The 20,219-nt window shown below is 47.2% G+C and carries 14 protein-coding genes; all 14 read right to left on the bottom strand.

The genetic code is table 11. The annotated features are described in order from the left end of the window. Positions 1-62: 62 nt before the first annotated feature. The 14 genes from ACQRBJ_RS07150 to ACQRBJ_RS07085 all read right to left on the bottom strand — a co-directional run bounded on the left by ACQRBJ_RS07150 (position 63) and on the right by ACQRBJ_RS07085 (position 20,210). Complete coding sequence (locus ACQRBJ_RS07150) at positions 63-839, bottom strand: glycosyltransferase family 2 protein (protein WP_264951227.1); 777 nt, start codon at positions 837-839, stop codon at positions 63-65. Then, the gene (locus tag ACQRBJ_RS07145) at positions 836-2,110 is read right to left on the bottom strand and encodes a glycosyltransferase family 4 protein (protein WP_445303207.1); all 1,275 of its coding nucleotides are present in this window, start codon (positions 2,108-2,110) and stop codon (positions 836-838) included. Before ACQRBJ_RS07145 ends, ACQRBJ_RS07150 begins: the two co-directional genes overlap by 4 nt. 793 nt (positions 2,111-2,903) lie before the next feature. Then, a complete protein-coding gene (gene ispF, locus ACQRBJ_RS07140; RefSeq protein WP_217760548.1) occupies positions 2,904-3,383 on the bottom strand; it encodes a 2-C-methyl-D-erythritol 2,4-cyclodiphosphate synthase in 480 nt (159 codons plus the stop codon). Between the two features lie 30 nt (positions 3,384-3,413). After that, positions 3,414-4,613, bottom strand: a complete 1,200-nt coding sequence (gene porV / locus ACQRBJ_RS07135; RefSeq protein WP_445303206.1) for a type IX secretion system outer membrane channel protein PorV — start codon at positions 4,611-4,613, stop codon at positions 3,414-3,416. A gap of 23 nt (positions 4,614-4,636) precedes the next feature. Beyond that, positions 4,637-8,221 carry a type IX secretion system sortase PorU gene (gene porU, locus ACQRBJ_RS07130; protein WP_441935681.1) on the bottom strand — a complete coding sequence of 1,195 codons (3,585 nt, stop codon included), beginning with the start codon at positions 8,219-8,221 and terminating at the stop codon, positions 4,637-4,639. Positions 8,222-8,256: 35 nt separating this feature from the next. Continuing rightward, positions 8,257-8,874 carry a fumarylacetoacetate hydrolase family protein gene (locus ACQRBJ_RS07125; protein ID WP_089544418.1) on the bottom strand — a complete coding sequence of 206 codons (618 nt, stop codon included), beginning with the start codon at positions 8,872-8,874 and terminating at the stop codon, positions 8,257-8,259. A gap of 121 nt (positions 8,875-8,995) precedes the next feature. Next, positions 8,996-9,991, bottom strand: coding sequence for a translation elongation factor Ts (tsf, locus tag ACQRBJ_RS07120; RefSeq protein ID WP_294969169.1), 996 nt, complete (start codon positions 9,989-9,991; stop codon positions 8,996-8,998). A gap of 107 nt (positions 9,992-10,098) precedes the next feature. Beyond that, the gene (gene rpsB, locus ACQRBJ_RS07115; RefSeq protein WP_153125662.1) at positions 10,099-10,869 is read right to left on the bottom strand and encodes a 30S ribosomal protein S2; all 771 of its coding nucleotides are present in this window, start codon (positions 10,867-10,869) and stop codon (positions 10,099-10,101) included. Between the two features lie 230 nt (positions 10,870-11,099). After that, complete coding sequence (rpsI, locus tag ACQRBJ_RS07110) at positions 11,100-11,486, bottom strand: 30S ribosomal protein S9 (protein WP_006848006.1); 387 nt, start codon at positions 11,484-11,486, stop codon at positions 11,100-11,102. Between the two features lie 10 nt (positions 11,487-11,496). Continuing rightward, positions 11,497-11,958, bottom strand: a complete 462-nt coding sequence (rplM, locus tag ACQRBJ_RS07105; protein WP_153125664.1) for a 50S ribosomal protein L13 — start codon at positions 11,956-11,958, stop codon at positions 11,497-11,499. Between the two features lie 408 nt (positions 11,959-12,366). Beyond that, entirely contained in the window at positions 12,367-12,666 is a 300-nt protein-coding gene (locus ACQRBJ_RS07100; protein WP_445303205.1) for a hypothetical protein, read from the bottom strand. A 23-nt stretch (positions 12,667-12,689) separates the two neighbouring features. Continuing rightward, positions 12,690-15,458, bottom strand: coding sequence for a M6 family metalloprotease domain-containing protein (locus ACQRBJ_RS07095; protein ID WP_445303204.1), 2,769 nt, complete (start codon positions 15,456-15,458; stop codon positions 12,690-12,692). Positions 15,459-15,460: 2 nt separating this feature from the next. After that, positions 15,461-19,003 carry a T9SS type A sorting domain-containing protein gene (locus ACQRBJ_RS07090; RefSeq protein WP_445303203.1) on the bottom strand — a complete coding sequence of 1,181 codons (3,543 nt, stop codon included), beginning with the start codon at positions 19,001-19,003 and terminating at the stop codon, positions 15,461-15,463. A gap of 19 nt (positions 19,004-19,022) precedes the next feature. After that, complete coding sequence (locus ACQRBJ_RS07085) at positions 19,023-20,210, bottom strand: BACON domain-containing protein (RefSeq protein ID WP_445303202.1); 1,188 nt, start codon at positions 20,208-20,210, stop codon at positions 19,023-19,025. Positions 20,211-20,219 lie beyond the last annotated feature (9 nt).

Below are 20,219 nucleotides of genomic sequence, written 5' to 3'. Positions count from 1 at the left end.
TAAATAAAACAACCTCAAATACTTCTTTTCTATTTTTTACCCCTATTCAAATTCCTTCTTTTTTATCGTTTCAGTACACCTCTTACCGCAAACCAGGCATGGACACAGAGGGTTGTAAGTAGACCATAATGGGTTTTCATCACCTGGAAACGCTCCTTCAGCGATGCCTTGTGATACTGACTGGTCATTCCGCCATCCAGGAAATTCGTCAGCACCGTATGCACATTGCGCAGCGGTAATCCTCTGCGAGCCGACTCCTTCATGATTCTGATGCACCAGTCTACATCTGCCGAATAACGGTAATGCAGGTCGTAATGAATCTGCTTGGCGATATCAGTACGGGCATAGAAAGACTGATGGCACACCAGCATGCCCCATTTAAAGGAACGCCAGGTCAGCTTCTTCGGTGGAGTCAACCGGCGATGGCGCAGGAATCGTCCTTCCATATTCACGATATCCGTATCGCCGTAGAGCACGCCCGGCAGGTCTTCACCTTCACCCACACATCCTTCTACCAGCTCCAGGGTATCATCCGACGGGAACACATCTCCGGCATTCATAAACACCAGGTAATCGCCTGTTGCCCGGTCGATACTCTTGTTCATCGCATCATAGAGTCCCTTGTCGGGTTCTGAAACCACCACTATCTGATGAGCATTCTCACCTGCTTCGGTCTTGTGCTCATAGGTCTTCACCATTGAGAGGGTCTTGTCCTTCGAACCGCCATCCATGATGATGTGTTCTATATTGCAATACGTCTGGCGCTGGATACTGTCCAGTGTACGCTGCAATACGGATGCCGCATTGTAGGTACAGGTAACAACTGTGAATTTGATCATATACGATAGTGTTTGAAAGCCATCGCCTGGTTATATACCTCAATATATTGCAAAGCAACAGCATGTTGTGAATAATTGTGCATCACCTTCTGGAGGCATGCGGTCTTGATATTCTCCTGGTCTGCCTCGAAGAGTACCCAGTGGATGCCGGCAGCCAGATCCTTGGCTTCCCGGTAGTTGGCTACATAGCCATTCCTGCGGTGGTCTATCATCTCCGGAATGCCTCCCACCTTGAATCCTACGCTAGGCACTCCACATGCCATGGCTTCCATGATGGTATTCGGAAGATTCTCCGACAGGGAAGGCAGGACGAATACGTCTGCCGCATTATAAATGTCAACAATGCGCTTATCCTCGCTTACATAGCCCAGGGATATGGTCGGGAAAGGCAGTTTGCCTTCGAAATCCTCACCATGACCGCCAAGGATTGCCACGCAGGTATTGTCCCGCATCTCCGGATAGGTTTCGCTCATCAGCTGGCAGGCTTCTATCAGATAATCCATTCCCTTGTAAGGATTGGTCGCCTTTTGGGCAATGAACAATATGATGTGCTTGTCCGCTGGCAGATGAGTTCGCAGGCGTGCCTCCTTCTTGTCTTCCGGACGATAGAGATGCGTATCTATAGGATTCGGGATGGTTTCTATCCGCTGACCGGCAAGAAGTCCGCTGAGCTTTGCCTCGGAAGCCAGCCAGCGGCTGCAGGTTACGAACGAAATGCTTCCAACGCTGTACAATTTCTGTTTTTTCTTCCAGATACGGGCCGATAAGTCGTTCTTGCCTCCTCCCTGAGGCAGATACTTGCAGTTGCCGCATCCGTTATTATAGTGATGACATCCCAGGGTGAGGTGGCAGATGGAAGAAGCAGGCCAGATGTCGTGCATGGTCCAGACTACCGGCTTGCCGCTATTCAAGATTTTCCTGATACCTTTCAGCGACAGCATTCCCTGATTCACCCAATGCAGATGAATTACGTCAGCCTCCTTGAATTCGGGCAGGGAAGTGATATCGTTTCCGGCATTGGCTATATCTAGGGCAAAGAGATTCTTTTTGGAAAAATGCAAATGCCAGAAAATGCACCAGCGCTCCCAAAGGAAACTCCACTGTGACTTGAGCGAACGGGGCAGTCCCGCAACCGTAATATCCTCGCTCACCTTATCGCGCACCAACATCTTGGCCTTAACACCATTGTTGTTAAGGGCGTCCATCAGGCGATTGGCTGCAACAGCAGCTCCTCCCGCCTTCTCACTTGTATTTACTATGAGTACTCGCATTGCTAATATATTTTACGATTGCAAAGGTAAGGAAAAAAATGTGCAAACAAAAGAAAAACAAGAAAAAACTCATGCAGATTGCGCAAATTACGCTGTTCCATACCTTTTTGACCCCTTGAACATGAGCACGGAAAACTATCCCCCAACCTACTTTCTCAAGCGGGTTGGGGAGTTTTGTTTCAGTATAGACAGATGACCGCACAACGGCCGAGCTACGGCTGCACAACACGTGGTGGACATGTGCACAACAGCTGATATGCGAGCGCACAACAGCTGTTGTGCGGCCAAGATACCTATATCTTACGGAAATATATCCTTATTCTTCCGACGACTTATAGTACTCTTTTAAGAGAGCTGTCAGACAACCATATCACCAACAAGCACTATAAAATGCCCTGAGGGAATTGGGAAAGAAGAAAAAGATTGCAAGAAACGCAAACTAAACGATTTCAGAAAGAAGAAATAAAAACAGAGGAATACATAAAAAACATGCCACAACTCTCAACGAGCTGTGGCATGCAATATGTTTAACTTAAAAATTCTAATCAAAGATAGTCTCACGACCTTCATCAATTTTCTGTTAAACAATCTACCTTAAAACCTAATAACTAAAAACCTAAATCTATTACTACTAACCTAAACAATCTATTAACCTTTTGACGCTGCAAAGATACAATGATTTTTTCTATCCACCAAATGTTTTATCAAAAAAACACTCCTTTTATGAATATTTTTTGATTTACATCAATCGAATTGCAATAATTCAATAGTTCTTAACAGCTATTAAGTGTAATTATGCCCTTTGTATCAACACTGTAGCATAAGCCGAGATACCCTCCATTCTTCCCGTAAAGCCAAGCTTTTCGGTGGTTGTAGCCTTGATGGAAATCTGGTCTTCGTCTACTCCCATCACTTCAGCCAGGCACGCCTTCATGGCAGGGACATGCGGATTGAGCTTAGGCCGCTCAGCACAGACGGTAGCATCAATATTGCCCAGGGAATAGCCCTTGGTAGCAATCAGGTCCATCGTCTTGCGGAGCAATATCTTGGAATCCACATTGAGCGTCTCGGCAGCCGTATCCGGGAAGTGATAACCAATATCACGCATATTGGCAGCCCCCAGCAAAGCATCGCAAATGGCATGTATCAACACATCGGCATCACTATGACCCAGCAATCCCAGTTCATAATCTATCTTGATGCCACCCAGCCACAAGTCTCGGTCTGCCACCAGCTTGTGGACATCATATCCAAATCCTACACGAATATTCATCATTATAAATTATACATTATAAATTATACATTATCTCTTAAAGAGGTCCTTGAGACCGTCCATATCAAAGGAGAGGGTGAAGCGGAGCGTCTGGTCGAGCGGATTACTCTTGGCTGTAGCCACCACATAGGCAGCATCCAGGGAGAAAACGTTCATCTTGAAACCAGCACCCACGGTGAAATACTTGCGGTTGCCCTTGCTCTGACTCTCGTGATGATAACCGGCACGCAACGCAAACTTATCATTGTAAACATATTCGGCACCCAAGCCATAGTTGATTTCCTCCATCTCTTCCTTGAAGCCGCCCGGCGCATCGCTGAAACTCTTGAAAATACCGCTGATGGCAGAAATATCATTATATTCCCTGAGCACACGATCCTTATATTCAGCCGCATCCTCACCCTCTTCCTGCTGTGGAACCGTAGGAACGAGGAACTTGTTGGCATCGGCAGCCAGGGTAATACGGTTGTACTCATCGATAGGAATCATCAGGGAAGCTCCCAGACGGAGATTGGCAGGCAGGAACTCGCTATACTCCTCACCGCTGAAAGTAATCTTGCTACCGATATTGGAAATATTCAAACCCACACCCAGCTGGCATTCACGCTGACCTATAACCACATAGTTCTGATAATAGGCGGCAATATCGGCAGCAAAGGCAGAAGCCGGAGAACTGTCCTCCTTGTAATCGAAACGCATATCAGAATAAATCCAGCGGATGGCTGCTGCAAGCGAAAACTTCTCACAGAGCATCAGAGAATAAGCCACATCGAATGACATTTCGTATGGATTGATGGTCATGGCATTCGGATTGGCATTCGGATTGACACCCGGATCTTCGGTATATACCTCGCCCATATTAAAATAGCGCAAGGAGGCAGAGACGGCACTATAATCGCCAATGCGGTAATAACCAGACAGATAGGCAAGGTTCATGTCATTGACCAATGAACGCAGCCAAGGGGTGAAGTTCAGGGAGATACCTGCACGCGAAATATTGAACGGATACTTTGCCGGGTTCCAATACTGGGAGTTGACATCCGGGTCGGTAGCCGCACCCACATCACCCAAACCGCCACCACGGGCATCAGGCGCAATGGTCTGCGATATGACAGCGTAATTGACAGGATTGAACAACTTTTCCTTTGTATCATCATCATCTGCCGCCTTCACTCCCAAGGACAGACAGGAGAGGACTCCTACTATGATTATTCTGAAAGTCTGATTCATATTATGTTTATTTTTTATATTATCTATTTGATTACTATCAGTTTTTGGGTTTTCGATGCATAACTGCTACCCCCGGCAGCAATCCTTACCCGATAGAGGTAGAGACCTGTAGACAAAGGTCGCCCGCCATCAACCGTCAAGTCCCATTTCACGGTATAGGTCCCAGAAGCAGGAACTCCATTTTCTGCATGCCGCCATATCTGACGACCGGAAGTATCATAGAGTTCTATCACCACATCCATATTGCTCTCTGCCCTATCATGAGAGATGATGAAGGTAGTAGAATTACGGGCAGGATTCTCCGTCACGCCCACCTGGAAGAGATTAGGCGTAAGTCCCTTCACCACGTTGAAGTTCAGCCGGACCGTAGAACTGTTGTTCTGGATATCCCATGCACGGAACATCAGCTGATGCTTGCCCGGCTCCAACTCCGGAATGCTGTAATAAGTGGAACCACTGGTATAGCTTCCGAAATCATACGTGAAATGATCGTTGAGCACATAGGTCTTCGACATATCTCCATCTATCACGAGCTGCAGGTCATGTCCGATACCGCTACCAGACACATTCACTCCGTCCTTATCCGTAATCTGTGCCACGAAATAAGGAGTGGCATTCACCCTTCCGCCATCCGTGAAAGAAGGAGAATTGAGATAGCAATAGATGGAAGGACCGATGGAATCGTTCTGCATCTCCTCACTGCCTCCCACCAGGAAACGGTCGGAAGCCCCCTGCACCGGCTGGTTCTTGCTGCCGTTGATGGCAAAGAGATTCACCAGACCCGCACTATCCGAATAATTAATATCCTTAGGAACAGCAAAGGAGAGGACAAACTGACCATTTCTTACACTATCAGAACCATTGAAGAGGGTTTTCTGACGGTCATAGAACCTGAAAGCCTCAGAAGCTCCATCATCAGAAGTATCGTTCAACTTACAGGTAATCTGATTTCTGGAATCGCGAACCGTAGCAGTCACCACACCCTGATAATCCTCTGCCCCTTCAATATGTCCGGCAATTCGGGCAATAGAACCTGCCTTCAGTTTCGCCACCGCATCTGTCTGTCGGCAATCCACCCCATTGATGGAGTCTACCACCACCTTCATCTGAGGCAGATTGAGCGAGAGGGCAGGATCTCCCAGCAGCGAAAACTGGAGATGATTCTCGGAATTATCCTTTTCTCCCTGGACCACAGCGCCCATCATGATGTCATTCTGAGCCAGACGATGTGCCTCGCCCAACGTTATCGGCTTGCCGTCTACCCTACTCAGTACCCTGCGCATGAAAGCACGGTTGATATACTTGTTTTCCAGGGCATAAACCGTACGGGTTGTACCATAGAAAGCCACAGCACCGCCGCCAGCATTGAGCACCGCCTCTTCGCCGATATTGGAAGTCACTCCGTCAAACGGCATAATATCGCAGCAGGCTGTAACCCACAGAGGCAGATTGACATTTCGGAACTCCCTGAAATCAGCTATCTTCAGCACGCCCTCATGAGAGAGCTGCGTTTCGCTGGCATGTCCGGCATAATCCATGATTAATGCTCCAGCGGTCTGCTGCTGCTTGATAATCTTGGTAGCTTCGGGATAGGTATTTCCGGTAGAAGAGGTGACACGGTTATAAGCATCCCACATCACCTTCCTGACGAGATAGCCCGAATAGAGGGAAGAGATGAAATCAGCCACCTCGTTGGCATCCTTCATGTGGAGATTGTTGTTGCCATCATCACCCATGAACATCAAGGTGTTCTGCCAGGCACCAGCATTCTGGTTGTTGGCATAGTTGATGGTCTTGTCTACCATAATCCTAGCCTCGTCGACGGTGGTTACCGGGAATCTTCCCACACCCACATCCTGCAGTTCGGTTCTCGGATCCGTTCCCTTTCCTTCGCCCAGGATGCCCAGCCAGCTGTCGCTCACGAAGCAATGCACCTTGCAGAAAGACTCCTCGCTCTCATAGCAAAGCAGATAGTCGTCAGGATTCAGCGTCTTACAGCTTGCCGTCAGCATTCGGTTGTCCCAGACGCAATCGCCAAACATCAGCAGATACTTAGGCATATCCGCCTCGGTCTGAGCCTTGTCGTAGAGCATTCTCAGATAGCGGCGATAGGCATTGGCATCAGGGGTTCCGCTGGCAAACTCGTTATAGAGTTCATCAGCCGGCACTATCGTAACTCTCAACCCGTCATGGGTTTCATGAAATTCTTTCAGTCTTTTAGCTTGTTTCAGTAATTTCTGGGAGGTAGGGATGATGATGACCATATCAGCCGCCCCGTCAGCATGATGGTCCTGATTGGTGATGCCATAAACATACTGTGCTGCAGGCACCATGCCTGTGAATCCAGGGAAAGGGACAGGCTTCTCCCAAGTCATCGCCACATAGTCGAGATGCATCGGACCTCCCGTCTTCGGCAGCAGGGTGATGGTATCCTTTTCTGATAAATCCTTTAGTGGATAGGTGGCAAAGCTCTCTACTGCCATCTGGTAGGAAGCATCAGAGGTCACCGACTTCTGCAGGGTGATGGTTCCCAGATAAACGCCATTCTTCTGAACTTCTACCGAACCATTGACACCCATCGTAACCCCAACGGTCAACTTTCCGTTACTGCTTCCGGTCTGATTGACGATGGCTACCTGCTGTTTGCCTCCCAACGGTACTTCGGTAGGGTCGAAGAGATTCCTTCCTCCAGGGAACCAGCTGTATCCATCCTTCTCATAGAGCGAATGATAGTCTTCAGCCTGGGGAAAATAGGTAGATATAAAGGTGGCAGAATCCATCCGTGCAGGCTCTTCCCCAGTCTGGGTAATGAAATAATATCCGTAATCAGAATAAGGATTCCGGATGCGCTGGATAGAAGTCTTGTCCTCCCAGCTTACAGGTCCCTTGGCATAAAAATAGTGCTTGCCATCAACAATACATTGCGGCACTTCCTGCAAATCATCAAGCTTCTTCAGTTCACCGGCTATAAGCGCCTCATTCTGCAGATTTCCGCCATAGCCATAAATCTTCACCTTATTTATATTAGAGAATCCGGCTTGGCGCACCACGGCATCCGTCAATTGATGAATGCCCGATTGGCTCACTCTAATCTTAGCCCATGCTCCCGATGCCAGGACAGAATGGTCAGCATAGAGCGAAGCCGATTTGCCCGCAGCACGGCTTTTCATCAGGTTTTCCTTGCCGGCTTCCTGCTGTGCCCGCTTCAAGGGCTGCGCCTTGACATCGAGCATAAAGCTCACCAGCGCCTGATATCTGTTCTGCCTAAAGAGGAGCGGAGAAAGAGAAATCATCAGGACTCCCTTCTTGCGGCATTCCATCACCTTCTGGTTTACCACCACCTGACCAGGCAGAATGGCACCGGAAAGATGATTATAATGCGCAATATCATCAGCCGACATATCGATATATTCCGGATATTTCAGCTCTACGGTATAAATGGAATCCTGATAATCACCCTGCAAGGGATAGGAATAGATGAATTGCGGCAAGACAGAGTCTACCTTCACTTCATCCGAAGTGAGGTTAAAGAACTTCTGTGCCGAAACGGGCAATGCCATGAAGAGAAGGCACAACCCTATCCACCATATCCGAAAAGTCTTACTCATATTCATATATTCCTACCTAGAATTCTATCTTTTGATTATTTACACATAAAATCGAGCACCTTTCTGTCTTCCAGATAGCCCTCCAGATGGTCGTCAATCTTCACCGGACCGCAACCAGTAGGACAGCCCGTATAGAGCAGGTCGCCCGTCTTCAGCGTGAAGTACTGGCTGATGTAGGAGATAATCTCATCCACCTTGTAGAGCATATCGCTGGAACAGCCCTCCTGCACGTTCTCACCGTTGATGTTGAGATGGAAATGGATGGCCTGGATGTCACGGAACTTCTGGATGTCTACCCATTCTCCGATGGCAGCCGAACCGTCGAATCCCTTGGCAAGTTCCCATGGCTGTCCAGCCTCTCTCAGCTTCTTCTGCATCTCGCGGGCGGTAAAGTCGATGCCCACGGTCACCGCATCATAATAGCGGTGGGCGAAACGCTGCGGAATGGTCTTTCCCAACTTACAGATTCTCACCACCAATTCAGTCTCATATTCAATTCTTCCCAGATGGTCTGGAATGAAGAAAGGCTTGCCGTTGTTGAGCAGCGCCGAGTCTGCCTTGGTAAAGATAACAGGACGCTCTGGTTTAGATAACGTACCATGGAGCGATTTATTGTGTTCGGTATAGTTCATACCGATAGCAAATATCTTCATAACTCAAAAATATTTATAAAAAAGAAATGGGAGTTAGAAGCAAAGCAAAGCTTTAACTCCATAACTCCCGGATATTCTAATTTAACTATAAGTCAAATTAACAGTTGCTTCCGAATAATAATTACTCAGCTGCAAGAGTAAAACGCTGGTAAGCAACAATCTTGAGATCCTTGCTCTGAGAAGCGAGGTACTGAGCAACTGTCTGCTTGTCGCCATCACCGAACTGGAACTCCTGGTCAACGAGGCAGTTCTCCTTGAAGAACTTAGCCAGACGACCGTTAGCGATGTTCTGGATCATAGTTGGGTTCAAAGAAGCAGCCTTCTCCTCACCTACAGTCTTCTTGATGTTGCGAGCCTCTTCAGCCTGCTCAGGTGTCAACCAACCCTTCTTGGTGTTGCTCTCAATGTGATCCTCAGAGTCAACGTGAGCTGGGTTGATGCCAGCCTTCTTCAAAGCTGCGTTAACAGCCTTCTCTACGAGCTCTTCCTTAGTCTTGGCAACAGCAACCTCGAGCTCAGTCTTCTTAGTCTCCTCAGAAACAGAAGACTCGTCGAGAGCTACAGGGCGCATAGCAGCTACCTGCATAGCTATCTTGTGACCAGCCTCTTCGTTGTTCTCGTTAAGCTGAACCATAGTACACAAAGTGTGCTTGTTCATGTGGTCGTAAACCTCGATGTTGTCACCCTCGAGAACGCAGTAGCCGTCGAGCTCCATCTTCTCACCGGTGATACCAGAACGCTGTGTAACAGCAGCCTGAGCATCAGACTCGCCAACCTTCAAAGCCTTCACCTCGTCGAGAGTATGAGCCTTTGCAGCGATAGCAGCGTCGAGGATGTCAGATGTCAACTTGATGAAGTCAGCACCGTTAGCAACGAAGTCTGTCTCACACTTGAGAGCGATGATAGCAGCGAAATCGTTAACCTTCTTAACGAGAACGCAACCGTTAGAAGTCTCACGGTCAGAACGCTTAGCAGCGATAGCGAGACCACGCTCACGGAGCAACTCCTTTGCCTTATCGAAATCACCTTCAGCCTCTGTGAGTGCCTTCTTAACGTCAGCAAGACCAGCACCAGTCATAGCGCGAAGTTTCTTGATATCTTCAATTGAAACAGCCATAATATTTTTTAATATTAAAAGTTAATAATAATCTTTGCTTTAAAAGTACTAAAGCCATCGAATCATAAAACAGAATCAATGGCTCCAGTATATTTTTGTTTGCCTAATTACTCAGCCTCGTCCTTGCGAGCAGCCTTCTTCTTAGGCTGATCCTTCTGCTCAGCAGCAGCCTTGTCGTCAGCCTTCTCAGCCTTACGCTCCTCGATACCCTCAGCGATAGCACCGCAAACAGCAGTGAGGATAGCCTCTACTGAGTCCTTAGCGTCATCATTAGCTGGGATAACGTAGTCGATATTCTTAGGATCTGAGTTTGTATCAACGATACCGAAAACTGGAATACCAAGACGGTTAGCCTCCTTAACAGCGATGTGCTCCTTCATTACGTCGATAACGAAGAGTGCGCTAGGGAGACGGCTCAAGTCAGCGATAGAACCGAGGTTCTTCTCCAACTTAGCGCGCTGGCGGCTGATCTGCAGCAACTCACGCTTAGAGAGGTTAGAGAATGTACCATCGTTCATCAACTTGTCGATGTTTGTCATTTTCTTAACTGCCTTACGGATTGTAGGGAAGTTGGTAAGCATACCACCAGCCCAACGCTCGTTAACGTATGGCATATTTACAGAAGCTGCCTTCTCGGCAACTACATCCTTAGCTTGTTTTTTAGTAGCGACAAACAGGATTTTCTTACCTGTCTTGGCGATTTCCTTGAGGGCCTCAGCAGCCTCGTCTACCTTAGCAACAGTCTTGTTGAGGTCGATAATATGAATACCGTTACGCTCCATGAAGATGTAAGGAGCCATTGCTGGGTTCCACTTGCGACGGAGGTGTCCGAAGTGGCAACCTGCCTGAAGTAACTGGTCAAAATTTGTTCTTGACATTGTCTTTTCTTTTTAAATTGTGTTTACTTTCTTTTGAATTCACTAACGTGCATTTTTTCTCCGCTCGGCATAACTCATGCAAGCATGGCTCTGCTCTCGCTTATCGAAAAAAAATCTACTAGAATCAGTCGATGAGTAGTCCCCGATTAATGGAATCTCACCGATTTAGATACTAAACTTTTTAGCTCAGCTATAATAATCTGAATATATAATAAAATATATGTATAAGATTAACGCTTGCTGAACTGGAAGCGACGACGAGCCTTTGGCTGACCTGGCTTCTTACGCTCTACAGCACGTGAGTCACGTGTCATGAAGCCTGCATCCTTCAATGCCTTCTTATCGTTAGCGTCGATCTTAACGAGAGCGCGAGCGATAGCGAGGCGGAGAGCCTGGCTCTGACCGGTGAAACCACCACCGTCGAGGTTTGCCTTAATATCATACTTACCCTCAGCTTCGAGCAACTGCAATGGCTGCTTTACTACATAGCGAAGGATTGCTGATGGGAAATATGTTTCAATATCTTTCTTGTTGATTGTGATCTTACCTGTACCCTCTGTGAGGTATACGCGAGCTACAGCGCTCTTACGGCGACCAATTGCATTAATTACTTCCATTCTACCTTAATTATTTATACTGGTTAATATCAATTGCCTTTGGCTGCTGAGCCTCATGCTTGTGCTCTGTGCCATCGTAAATGAAGAGGTTGTCCATCAAAGAGCGACCGAGAGGGCCCTTTGGCAACATACCCTTAATTGCATGACGGAGGATCTTGTCCATTCCATCAGGACGCTTGCGCAACTCAGCTGGAGTATTGAAGCGCTGACCACCAGGGTAACCAGTGTAACGTGTGTAAACCTTATCAGTCTCCTTCTTGCCAGAGAATACAACCTTAGCTGCATTGATAATGATTACGTTGTCACCACAATCTACGTGTGGAGTGAAAGTTGGCTTGTACTTACCGCGAAGCAACTTAGCAACCTTTGAGCAAAGGCGACCTACTACCTGGTCTGTTGCGTCGATTACAACCCACTCTTTCTTAGCTGTCTCCTTATTAACAGAGATAGTCTTGAAACTTAATGTGTCCATTTTAAAATTTAAATTTACTACTAAAAAACGTTTTTAATCTTTTCTTACTCACTTATGTTTCGGATAGGTGATTCACTAACCGCAAATCCCGGCCACAGGAAGTGCTATTAACACACCATACCCAGGGGACTCTAAGTGTATCCCCGAAATAATCGGACTGCAAAATTACACATTTTTATTTGATTATGTGTAGGTTACGAGTTTTAACCCTAAACTTTTATGAATATTTAACTTAGTTTGCGCTTTTCTGCTCAGGATAAGCAAAAAAAGCTCCCTCAGCACAAAGACCGAGGGAGCCGAAATGAAGTCTATTTAAAGCCCTACTTCGTGGGCTCGAGAGAAGATATATAACTTACTTTAAAATCACCTTCTTGCCATTGATAATAACAAGACCCTTGGCAGACTTGCTTATGCGCTTGCCGTCGATAGAGTAAACCTTGCCAGCCTTGACAGCCTGCTGACAGTGATGCCGCTGATGCCGGTTGCAACCTTCTCAGCCTCTTTAGCCTCATCTACAATCTTCTGAGCCTCAGCCAGGATAGCGTCAATTCTAGCCAACATCGCGTTGAACTGCTCCTGAGTCAAGTCTTCCTGATAAAGCTTCATGAACATCTGGCTCATCTCTACATTGAGGTCATCCAGCTTGGTTAAGTACTCATCCTTTACTGTTGGACACTCTGAGTCAAGGGTAGAGATGTATTCATCCATCTTCTGAGCAGCTGGAGTATTTATTATTTCACGATTTTATATACCTTGTTTCCCTGCTTCACGATATAAATGCCATGACGCATCTCCTTGGCAGAAACCCTGCGGCCATTGAGATCGTAGAATCTCTTCTGTCCATTACGTGACGGGGTGGCTGTGACAGAACTGATACCCGTAGAACTTGCCGGTGTCACGATGAGTTCCTTGGAACTGTAAGAAAGTTCACCCTTCTTGCTGGCGTTTACTACCAGCGCATAGGTAGCATCTGTTTCCAGACCTGAGAATGCGAACTCTGTCTTGCCATTGGTAGAAACCTTCTGGTAGGCTGCCACTGGTTCGTGAATCAATGCATTGCATCCCAAAAGCACATCATCGATATAGAAAGCACCGGAAGTACGCTGGATGACATTCAGTCTTACAGAATCAGCCAACTCCGGCAAATCATAGCTATAGGTATCTCCCGAAGCCATGTCTGCACCGCCCTGCAAAGTAGCAATCTGCTTCCATTCTCCATTCTGATAAGCCTCTACTGCCAAGGTTGCCTTGGTTGAAGAAGATGACTTGGCGAAGAACTTGACAGAAGATATACGGTTGCCGGCAGATGCCATCTTCAGATAGGTATCTATCTTGTTGAGACGGAGGCAAGGTGATTCCTCGCCATAATTGTTCATGCTCAGGTTACCATTGGTTTTCCAAAGCGATGGCATACCCTCGAGTTCTTTGCTGAAATCATAGCCCTTCTGAGTTGCCTCTGTTGCATAAACCATCTTATGCAGGGTGACTACGTAATCATCTGCTGCTTCCATACCTTTCCATGAAGCCGTGAAGCCTGTTTTACCGACTGCGGTAGCCTTTACATCAGTCACATAATACTTGCTGAAAGGAATAGCAGCAGTAGTGAACTGCTGGATGTAGACATCAGAAGTATAAGAGCCACGGTTAGCCTGCAAGGTAATCTCATAGGTTGTTTCAGGACTCAAGCGCTCAACATGAAGAGAAGGCTGTGCTGCTGTATACACCTTATTATTATAGAGCGGCAGAAATTCTTTCTTTCCATTCACCACTGAGCTGATGTTCAGAACATATTGCTTGGCAACAGGCACATCTGTCCATCCTACCACAATACTGCTATCCTGGACCTCAGTAACCTTCACGTCAGGAGTATTCAGTTTCAGATTAAGTCCGCCGAGCATGAGATTGATGACGCCATCCTTCTCCTCGATATCATCCAGTGACATCACCTTGCCACCAGCCCAGGAAGTCAGATTACACTGAGTCACATTCGATGTTCCAGGGAACGGATCTCCCGCACGGGTATTGTCGGTAAGCTTGTTATCAGCCTCAACGATATCCACACGCTGATGAGTGCCAGTGATGTTCAATTCATTTTTCTCCCAAGCCTTGGCATCATAATCGATATGCCAAAGCAACATGCCATGGCCCGGAATGAACGCATCCCAGCCTTTCTGCTGGCGGTTCTCCATGATGAAGTATTCCTGATCATTGGTTCCTCCCACAGGCACCATGTATGCCTTATTGCTGACGTTCAGGTCAGGCAGGACATTGAGGGTATCTATCCCATTCTTCAACACAGTCAGGTCGAGCCATCCCAGACAGGCACGCTCATAGGCAGAGAATGCCGCAGGCGTATTGCCATTGTTGTTGTAAGAAGCCTGTGCCATGGTATCGAAAGAACCAGGGGTGAAGGTTGTTATGCCATAATTTACATCATAATGATCGGCAAGACCCAGCACATGACCGAATTCATGTACAAAGGTACCGATGCCCGCAGGCTGAGGTGTGATGAGGGTACCATTGATTTCGTTGCTGCAGGTATAGTTGCCTACCTCTACTCCATTCAGTTTCAGCGAAGTTTGGGCAGCTCCTGCCTGCGTAGCGATATCCGAATAATAGGCAGAATGTGGCCAGAGAGCATTGCCATCGCCTGAATCTGCCTCACCCTTTCCGGCATAGAAAAAATAGATGTTGTCAATGTAGCCATCCTGGTTATGGTCATATTGGGAGAAATCAACCGATGGGGCAGCAAGTGTACAAACCTCTCTCACAAATTCCTCCAGACGGACAGGATTATCTACGGAAGAGCCTTTGTTGGCTCCATAATAAGAATATTTCTCAGGTAATGTTACAGGACCGATGACATCAAACTGAGGTTGGAATCTGCCATTGGAACTGTTCAGATAGAAATCTCTCGCACTTCCATTGGCACCATTGCTGTAAGTAAATCCAGGTTCATTGAGCATGTTGTTGAAGAACTGATGTGCATCGCTACCTACGGTAGAGAATTTGGTATCAGCAAACTGCACCAAGATGACCAATGAGTGAACCTCACCAATGGTTGGAAAATTGTTCAATTTCTCTTTCTGAGGATTGCTGCCGGCTTTCAGAGAAGCATTCCTGCGAGACGAAAGGGTTTGCTGCAGCTGCTGCAGACGGGCACGCTTGAAAGATTCCAAGATGGCAGACTTGTCCTGGCTTTCGATGAACTTCTTGACCTGAGCACTTCTGTCAGAAGCCTCTGTAGCCTTGATGCCGCTAACCTGCACCTCACCATTCTTCCAGTCGGCATACTCGTAGTTTCGCAGCTGGGCATTGAACACGAGCGGAATACCGTCGGAAGTCATCACATAATGGCCATGCTCATCACCATACATCTGGATGGTGATCCAGGAGCCATCAGCCTGCTTCACCTTCAAAGGTTTCGGATAAGCAGGAATAGCAAAGGTGGCCTGCACAAAGCAGACCACCAATAAACTGAATATAATTAATTGTTTCATACTTACTTGATAACAAACTTGGCTGTAGCCTTATGACCAGCCTTATCAGTTGCCTTTACGATGTAGAGACCAGAGGTCAAACCTGCTGTGCTGAAAGCAGCACCAGAAGTCTTGCCTACCAGCTTGCCGTTTACGCTGTAAACATAGATAGCGTCAGCACCCTCGGCAGAAATCTGAGCGTCAGCTGCCTTGATAACCAAAGCTGCAGCATCCTCTACGTTCTCGATACCGCTTACATAGTTCTTGAGAACTGTTACATTGATTGTAGCAGAGAACTCACCGAAGCTAACGGTAACCTCACCGATACCCGTCTTCGTACCCTTGATAACCAGGTCGATGCTGTTGCCATGAGCCTCACCAAGAGTAGCAGTAGCATTACCACTAGCAGTAACTTCCAGGTCAGACTCCAGGTCTGCGTTCTCCATACCATATACAGAAACCTGAACTACAACAGCGCCCTCATCGTCAGTACCTACAGTTACATCATCTGCGCTAACAGCGAGAGCCTTTGCGATATTGTTGAAATAAAGAGTAGGAACCTTGCTTCCATCCTCCTTCCAAGGCTCAGCGAGAGTGCTTCCGTAAGCATACTCCAAACCTGCGAAGAAGTCCTTGTTCATCTCCTTGGCTGCCTTGAAGGCACCCTCAACGCTGGCAGCATCTGTGTTACCCACATTGTTGGCAGTATAGTTGTTAGAAAGACGAGTCTCTGTCTTAGGAGTCTCATCCTCAGCATAGTCCTCATCAGCGATAGTTCTACCGGCAATCTGATGAGTAGTAGCAGGGTTGCTTACCTCTTCACCATTCTCGAAAGCCTTGATAGAGCCGTCGAAGATGCAGTTCTTTACATAACCATCGCCTTCAGTCCAGGAGCTTTCCATCATACCAACGATACCACCTGCAGCATATCCGTTCCAGACAGACTTGCTGGTTGCTACGATATCAGCATGGCTGATCACATTAGAGATTTCGTTGAAGTAATTGTCACCAACGAATCCACCTACAGCATTCTCAGCTGTCAACTGACCGCGAACCTCGCAGTTGGTGAACTTACAGTAATCATGAGGAGTACCTGCAATACCGACAATACCACCCAAAACAGTCTTGGCTGTGGCATTGACATTTGCATAACATGCGTTCACGCTAGAGCCTGTACGAGTCTGACCAACGATACCACCCACATTCTCAGAGTTAGGCAAAGTAATCTCACCCTGGAAAGAACAGTTATTGATCTTGGTCTTAAGATTAGCGCTACCAACGAGACCGCCCGCAGCCATAAACGACTGATCATCACCTGCAATCTTGGCACCATAAACAAAAATGCTATCTACATTAGTAGCCTGGCCCTTACCATCATAAGTATAATTGGTCTCACCTGCCAACACACCGGCAAACTGGTTGGTATTGGTCACCTCTACAGTAGGGTTCACGAAGATCAGGTTCTTGGCAATACCATTGAGGTCGAGGGTACCAAACAAACCTGTATGGTCCTCTGTTGTCTTCACACCAAGATTATAGATAGTATGACCATCACCATCCAGAGAACCAGTGAAGTTCTTGACAGGAGTCCACCACTGTGCAGCCTTAGACATATCAATATCAGCTACCATCTTGTAGTTCTTGGTTGGCTCCAGAGCCAGCTGCTGGAAGTCACCAGTAGTAGCAATCAGGTATGGATCCTCTACAGTACCAGTACCACCCTGTTCAAACTTGGTGAAAGGAAGGTCGTAGAAGTTCATGTCATACTTATTATTCGCTCTATCCTCGAACACGACAAACATCTGGCGCTTGCCCAAATCGTTCATAACAGGGAAACTTGCCTGTGAGAAGACATAGTTATCATCACCTCGCCATGACTTGATAACGGTACCATCAAGCTTGGAAACTTCCAATACGTTGTCAATCTTGTTGCTGCCATCCTCGCGGCGCTTCTTGGCAATATATACATACTCCATATCATCATCGGTATTGAAGAGATATGGGTTGAGTGAGGTGCTGTTGATCAATGGAGCGAAGTTCTCTGCCTTCAGACCCAAGTTAAGTCTGTCAACATGATCGATGGTGCAATCAGGGTTCACCCAAGCGATAGGAGCAAGAACCTCGCCTGCCTCATTAGACTGTGCATGTGACAAAGCAATGACATACTGGTAGCCCTGCGCATTGGCAGCAGTTGGGTAACGGTCGAAATTAGAAGAGATGGCATTGCCATCAATGCTCTGTGGCAACACACCAACCTTCTCGCAAGAAGGAACATCAACCAGCTGAATCTGCTGTCCTGAACCTTCGCTTGTACCCATGGTCTGCAAGAACCACATCTGTTCTGACTTACCATGGATGGTATTCAGCAAACCTCTCTTGTTGCTTGTTACCTTGTCGCAGATATCCTTCAACTTACCATTCTCTGAGTCGTAAACGGCATAAGAAATCAAGTCTCCATCCAAAGCAGGAGCATAATCGTAAAGTCCTACCACATAGTTCAATTTGCCGCTGTTGCTGAAGTAGCCCTTAGACAAATCATTGTTACCGAAGAGACCGAAAGCAGCAGAACGGTATGGAGTGCCCTCTGGTGCATCGATAGATACACGGATGCTATCTACCTTATCAAAATTTTTATCTAAAGTTCTCAATACCAGAAAGTTGCCTGGTTCCTGCTTAATATCCGAGGAACCATCACCTGCCTCGGTATTTGTAAATGGCTTATCATACTCTGCCAGAACATAGTAAGGAGTACCATCCACATTCATACAGTTGAAGCAAGAACCCTGCAGATAGTTGATTCGGTTGTCAATATCAAAGTTGAAAGTATACTCCACATAACATTTATCCTTTCCCCAGGTAGGAGGGGCTATCACATCGATACTATACTTCTCATCAGACTCGTGAGTCATGATCAGACGCTGGTAGCTGTTCCAGCCCTTAGATGCATCGAATACCAGACCGGTACCCTCCATCTCGAACTTGATTTCACCGGTATTGACATCGTAGGCACGAGTCAGATACTTATCCGCACCGTTGAAGGCATCGTGGAACTCCACCAGGATTTCGTCAGACTTCTCGTCCTTATCGAAAAGCTTCTTGGTGATAGGACCGTATGGAGTAATACCTGTCACATGCTTCCATCCTTCAGGAACAGTGATATTGATAGAGCCCACCTGCTTGTGGTTGTTATCGAACAGTGTGATTTCTGAAGACTCATGGAAGTGAGCTGTATAATACTCGCTGTAAACAGAGTCTCTTGAAGTAATGTTCTGGGTGAAATACCAGTTGCCACCATCAGAACCTGTAACCCATCCGTAAGCCTCGCCCGAAGCCGAATTGGTAGGAGTATCGCCTACGCGTGTAGGAGCATTGCACACTGTGGCAAAGCCAGCCTGGCGCATCTGGTAAGCACTGTTGCTGCAATTTACCATGCCTGGCACAGAAACCAGGCGATGGATATCGGCATTCTTAAACTTCTTGGCAAACGATGCCTTGCTGGAGGCCATCGCCGCAGTGCCGCTTGCTCCCAGGAGCAAAGTGAGGCAAAGTGTAGATAATAATTTCATGATTACTTACTTTTTAAGTTTATTTAATGATAGAAGATTTACGATACGACTGCCATACTGCAAGCTTGGCTGCCATACTGCTGGCAGATGGACCCATCTGGCGAGCCAGGGCTGGAGCCTGACGCTTGGCAGAAGATGCATCACCGCCCTTTGGTATATCCATGAGGAATGGTTGTACCATCAAACCCTGATCGAGCACGTAGTTAGACATGGAAGGACTCTTCGCCTTGAACACCTGCAGAATCATAGCCAGGAAGTTGCCCGACTCATTATTGACATTATAGGCAGTACCGCCAAAGAATCCGTAAGTGCCATACTCCTCACTATACTTGAATGTGGCAGAAATAACTCCAGACTCTGTACCCATGTAGTAAGCGCCATCCTCGTCGAGGAAGGTATCATAGATAAAGTACTTACCCACCTTACCCAGGCACTGGCTGCTGCGAGTCTCCACGCTACCTGTTTTCTCATTCACAGAGATAGGGAATACCAGGCCCAGTTTAGGAATAGAAAGCTCGGTGCGGCTCAATGTAGCATGCACCGTCTGCAGTTCCAGCTTGTCATCCTCGTTGAAATCGTAGTAAGAATAAACATACTCTCCGGCAATATCCTTGTCGAAGTCAAACTGCTTCACCACGAAAGAGTCGGTAACGGCTGCCACCTGAAACTTGATATAGTCGGCACGGAGATGACCTGTAGTATTCTCGCTGAGCGATACCTTCAATTCCTTGCTCACGGCATCAACCGAAGCCTTTGCCCACTCAGGAGCATAGGTAATCTTGACATCAGAATTAGAACTGTATGCCTTCACGAACTCCGTAGCCTCGTCGCTGCTGAAAATCATATCAGCCTTGTTCATCTCGAACACCAGGCCATACTGGGAAACATTGATTATCACAGAGTCGGCCTCTGTCTTCTTGATAACTAGCTTGGCGTTGCGCGACTGGCGAGAGTCGTTGGCAAGAGCAGCCAGCTTCACGGTGCTGCCCTCGATGCTGGCGCTGAGCCATGAAGGTTCGTCGGTGTAAGCCTTGGCAGGAGTACAGTCCACGGTTACTTCACCTTCGCTGGCATTAGGTCCGAGCGAAGTCTGGGCAGAAAGCACGTTGATAGTGCTCTCGGCCACAGCCTGATAATCGCTGTCACTGCTGCATGAGGCCATCAGCCCCATGGCAGCCATACCTATTATATATATAGATTTCTTCATCTTGCTTGA

Source organism: Prevotella sp. SGI.167 (genome assembly GCF_050313615.1).
Classification (GTDB): Bacteria; Bacteroidota; Bacteroidia; order Bacteroidales; family Bacteroidaceae; genus Prevotella.
The sequence above is the reverse complement of the archived record's forward strand: the minus strand, read 5'-3'. Positions and strand labels throughout refer to the sequence as shown.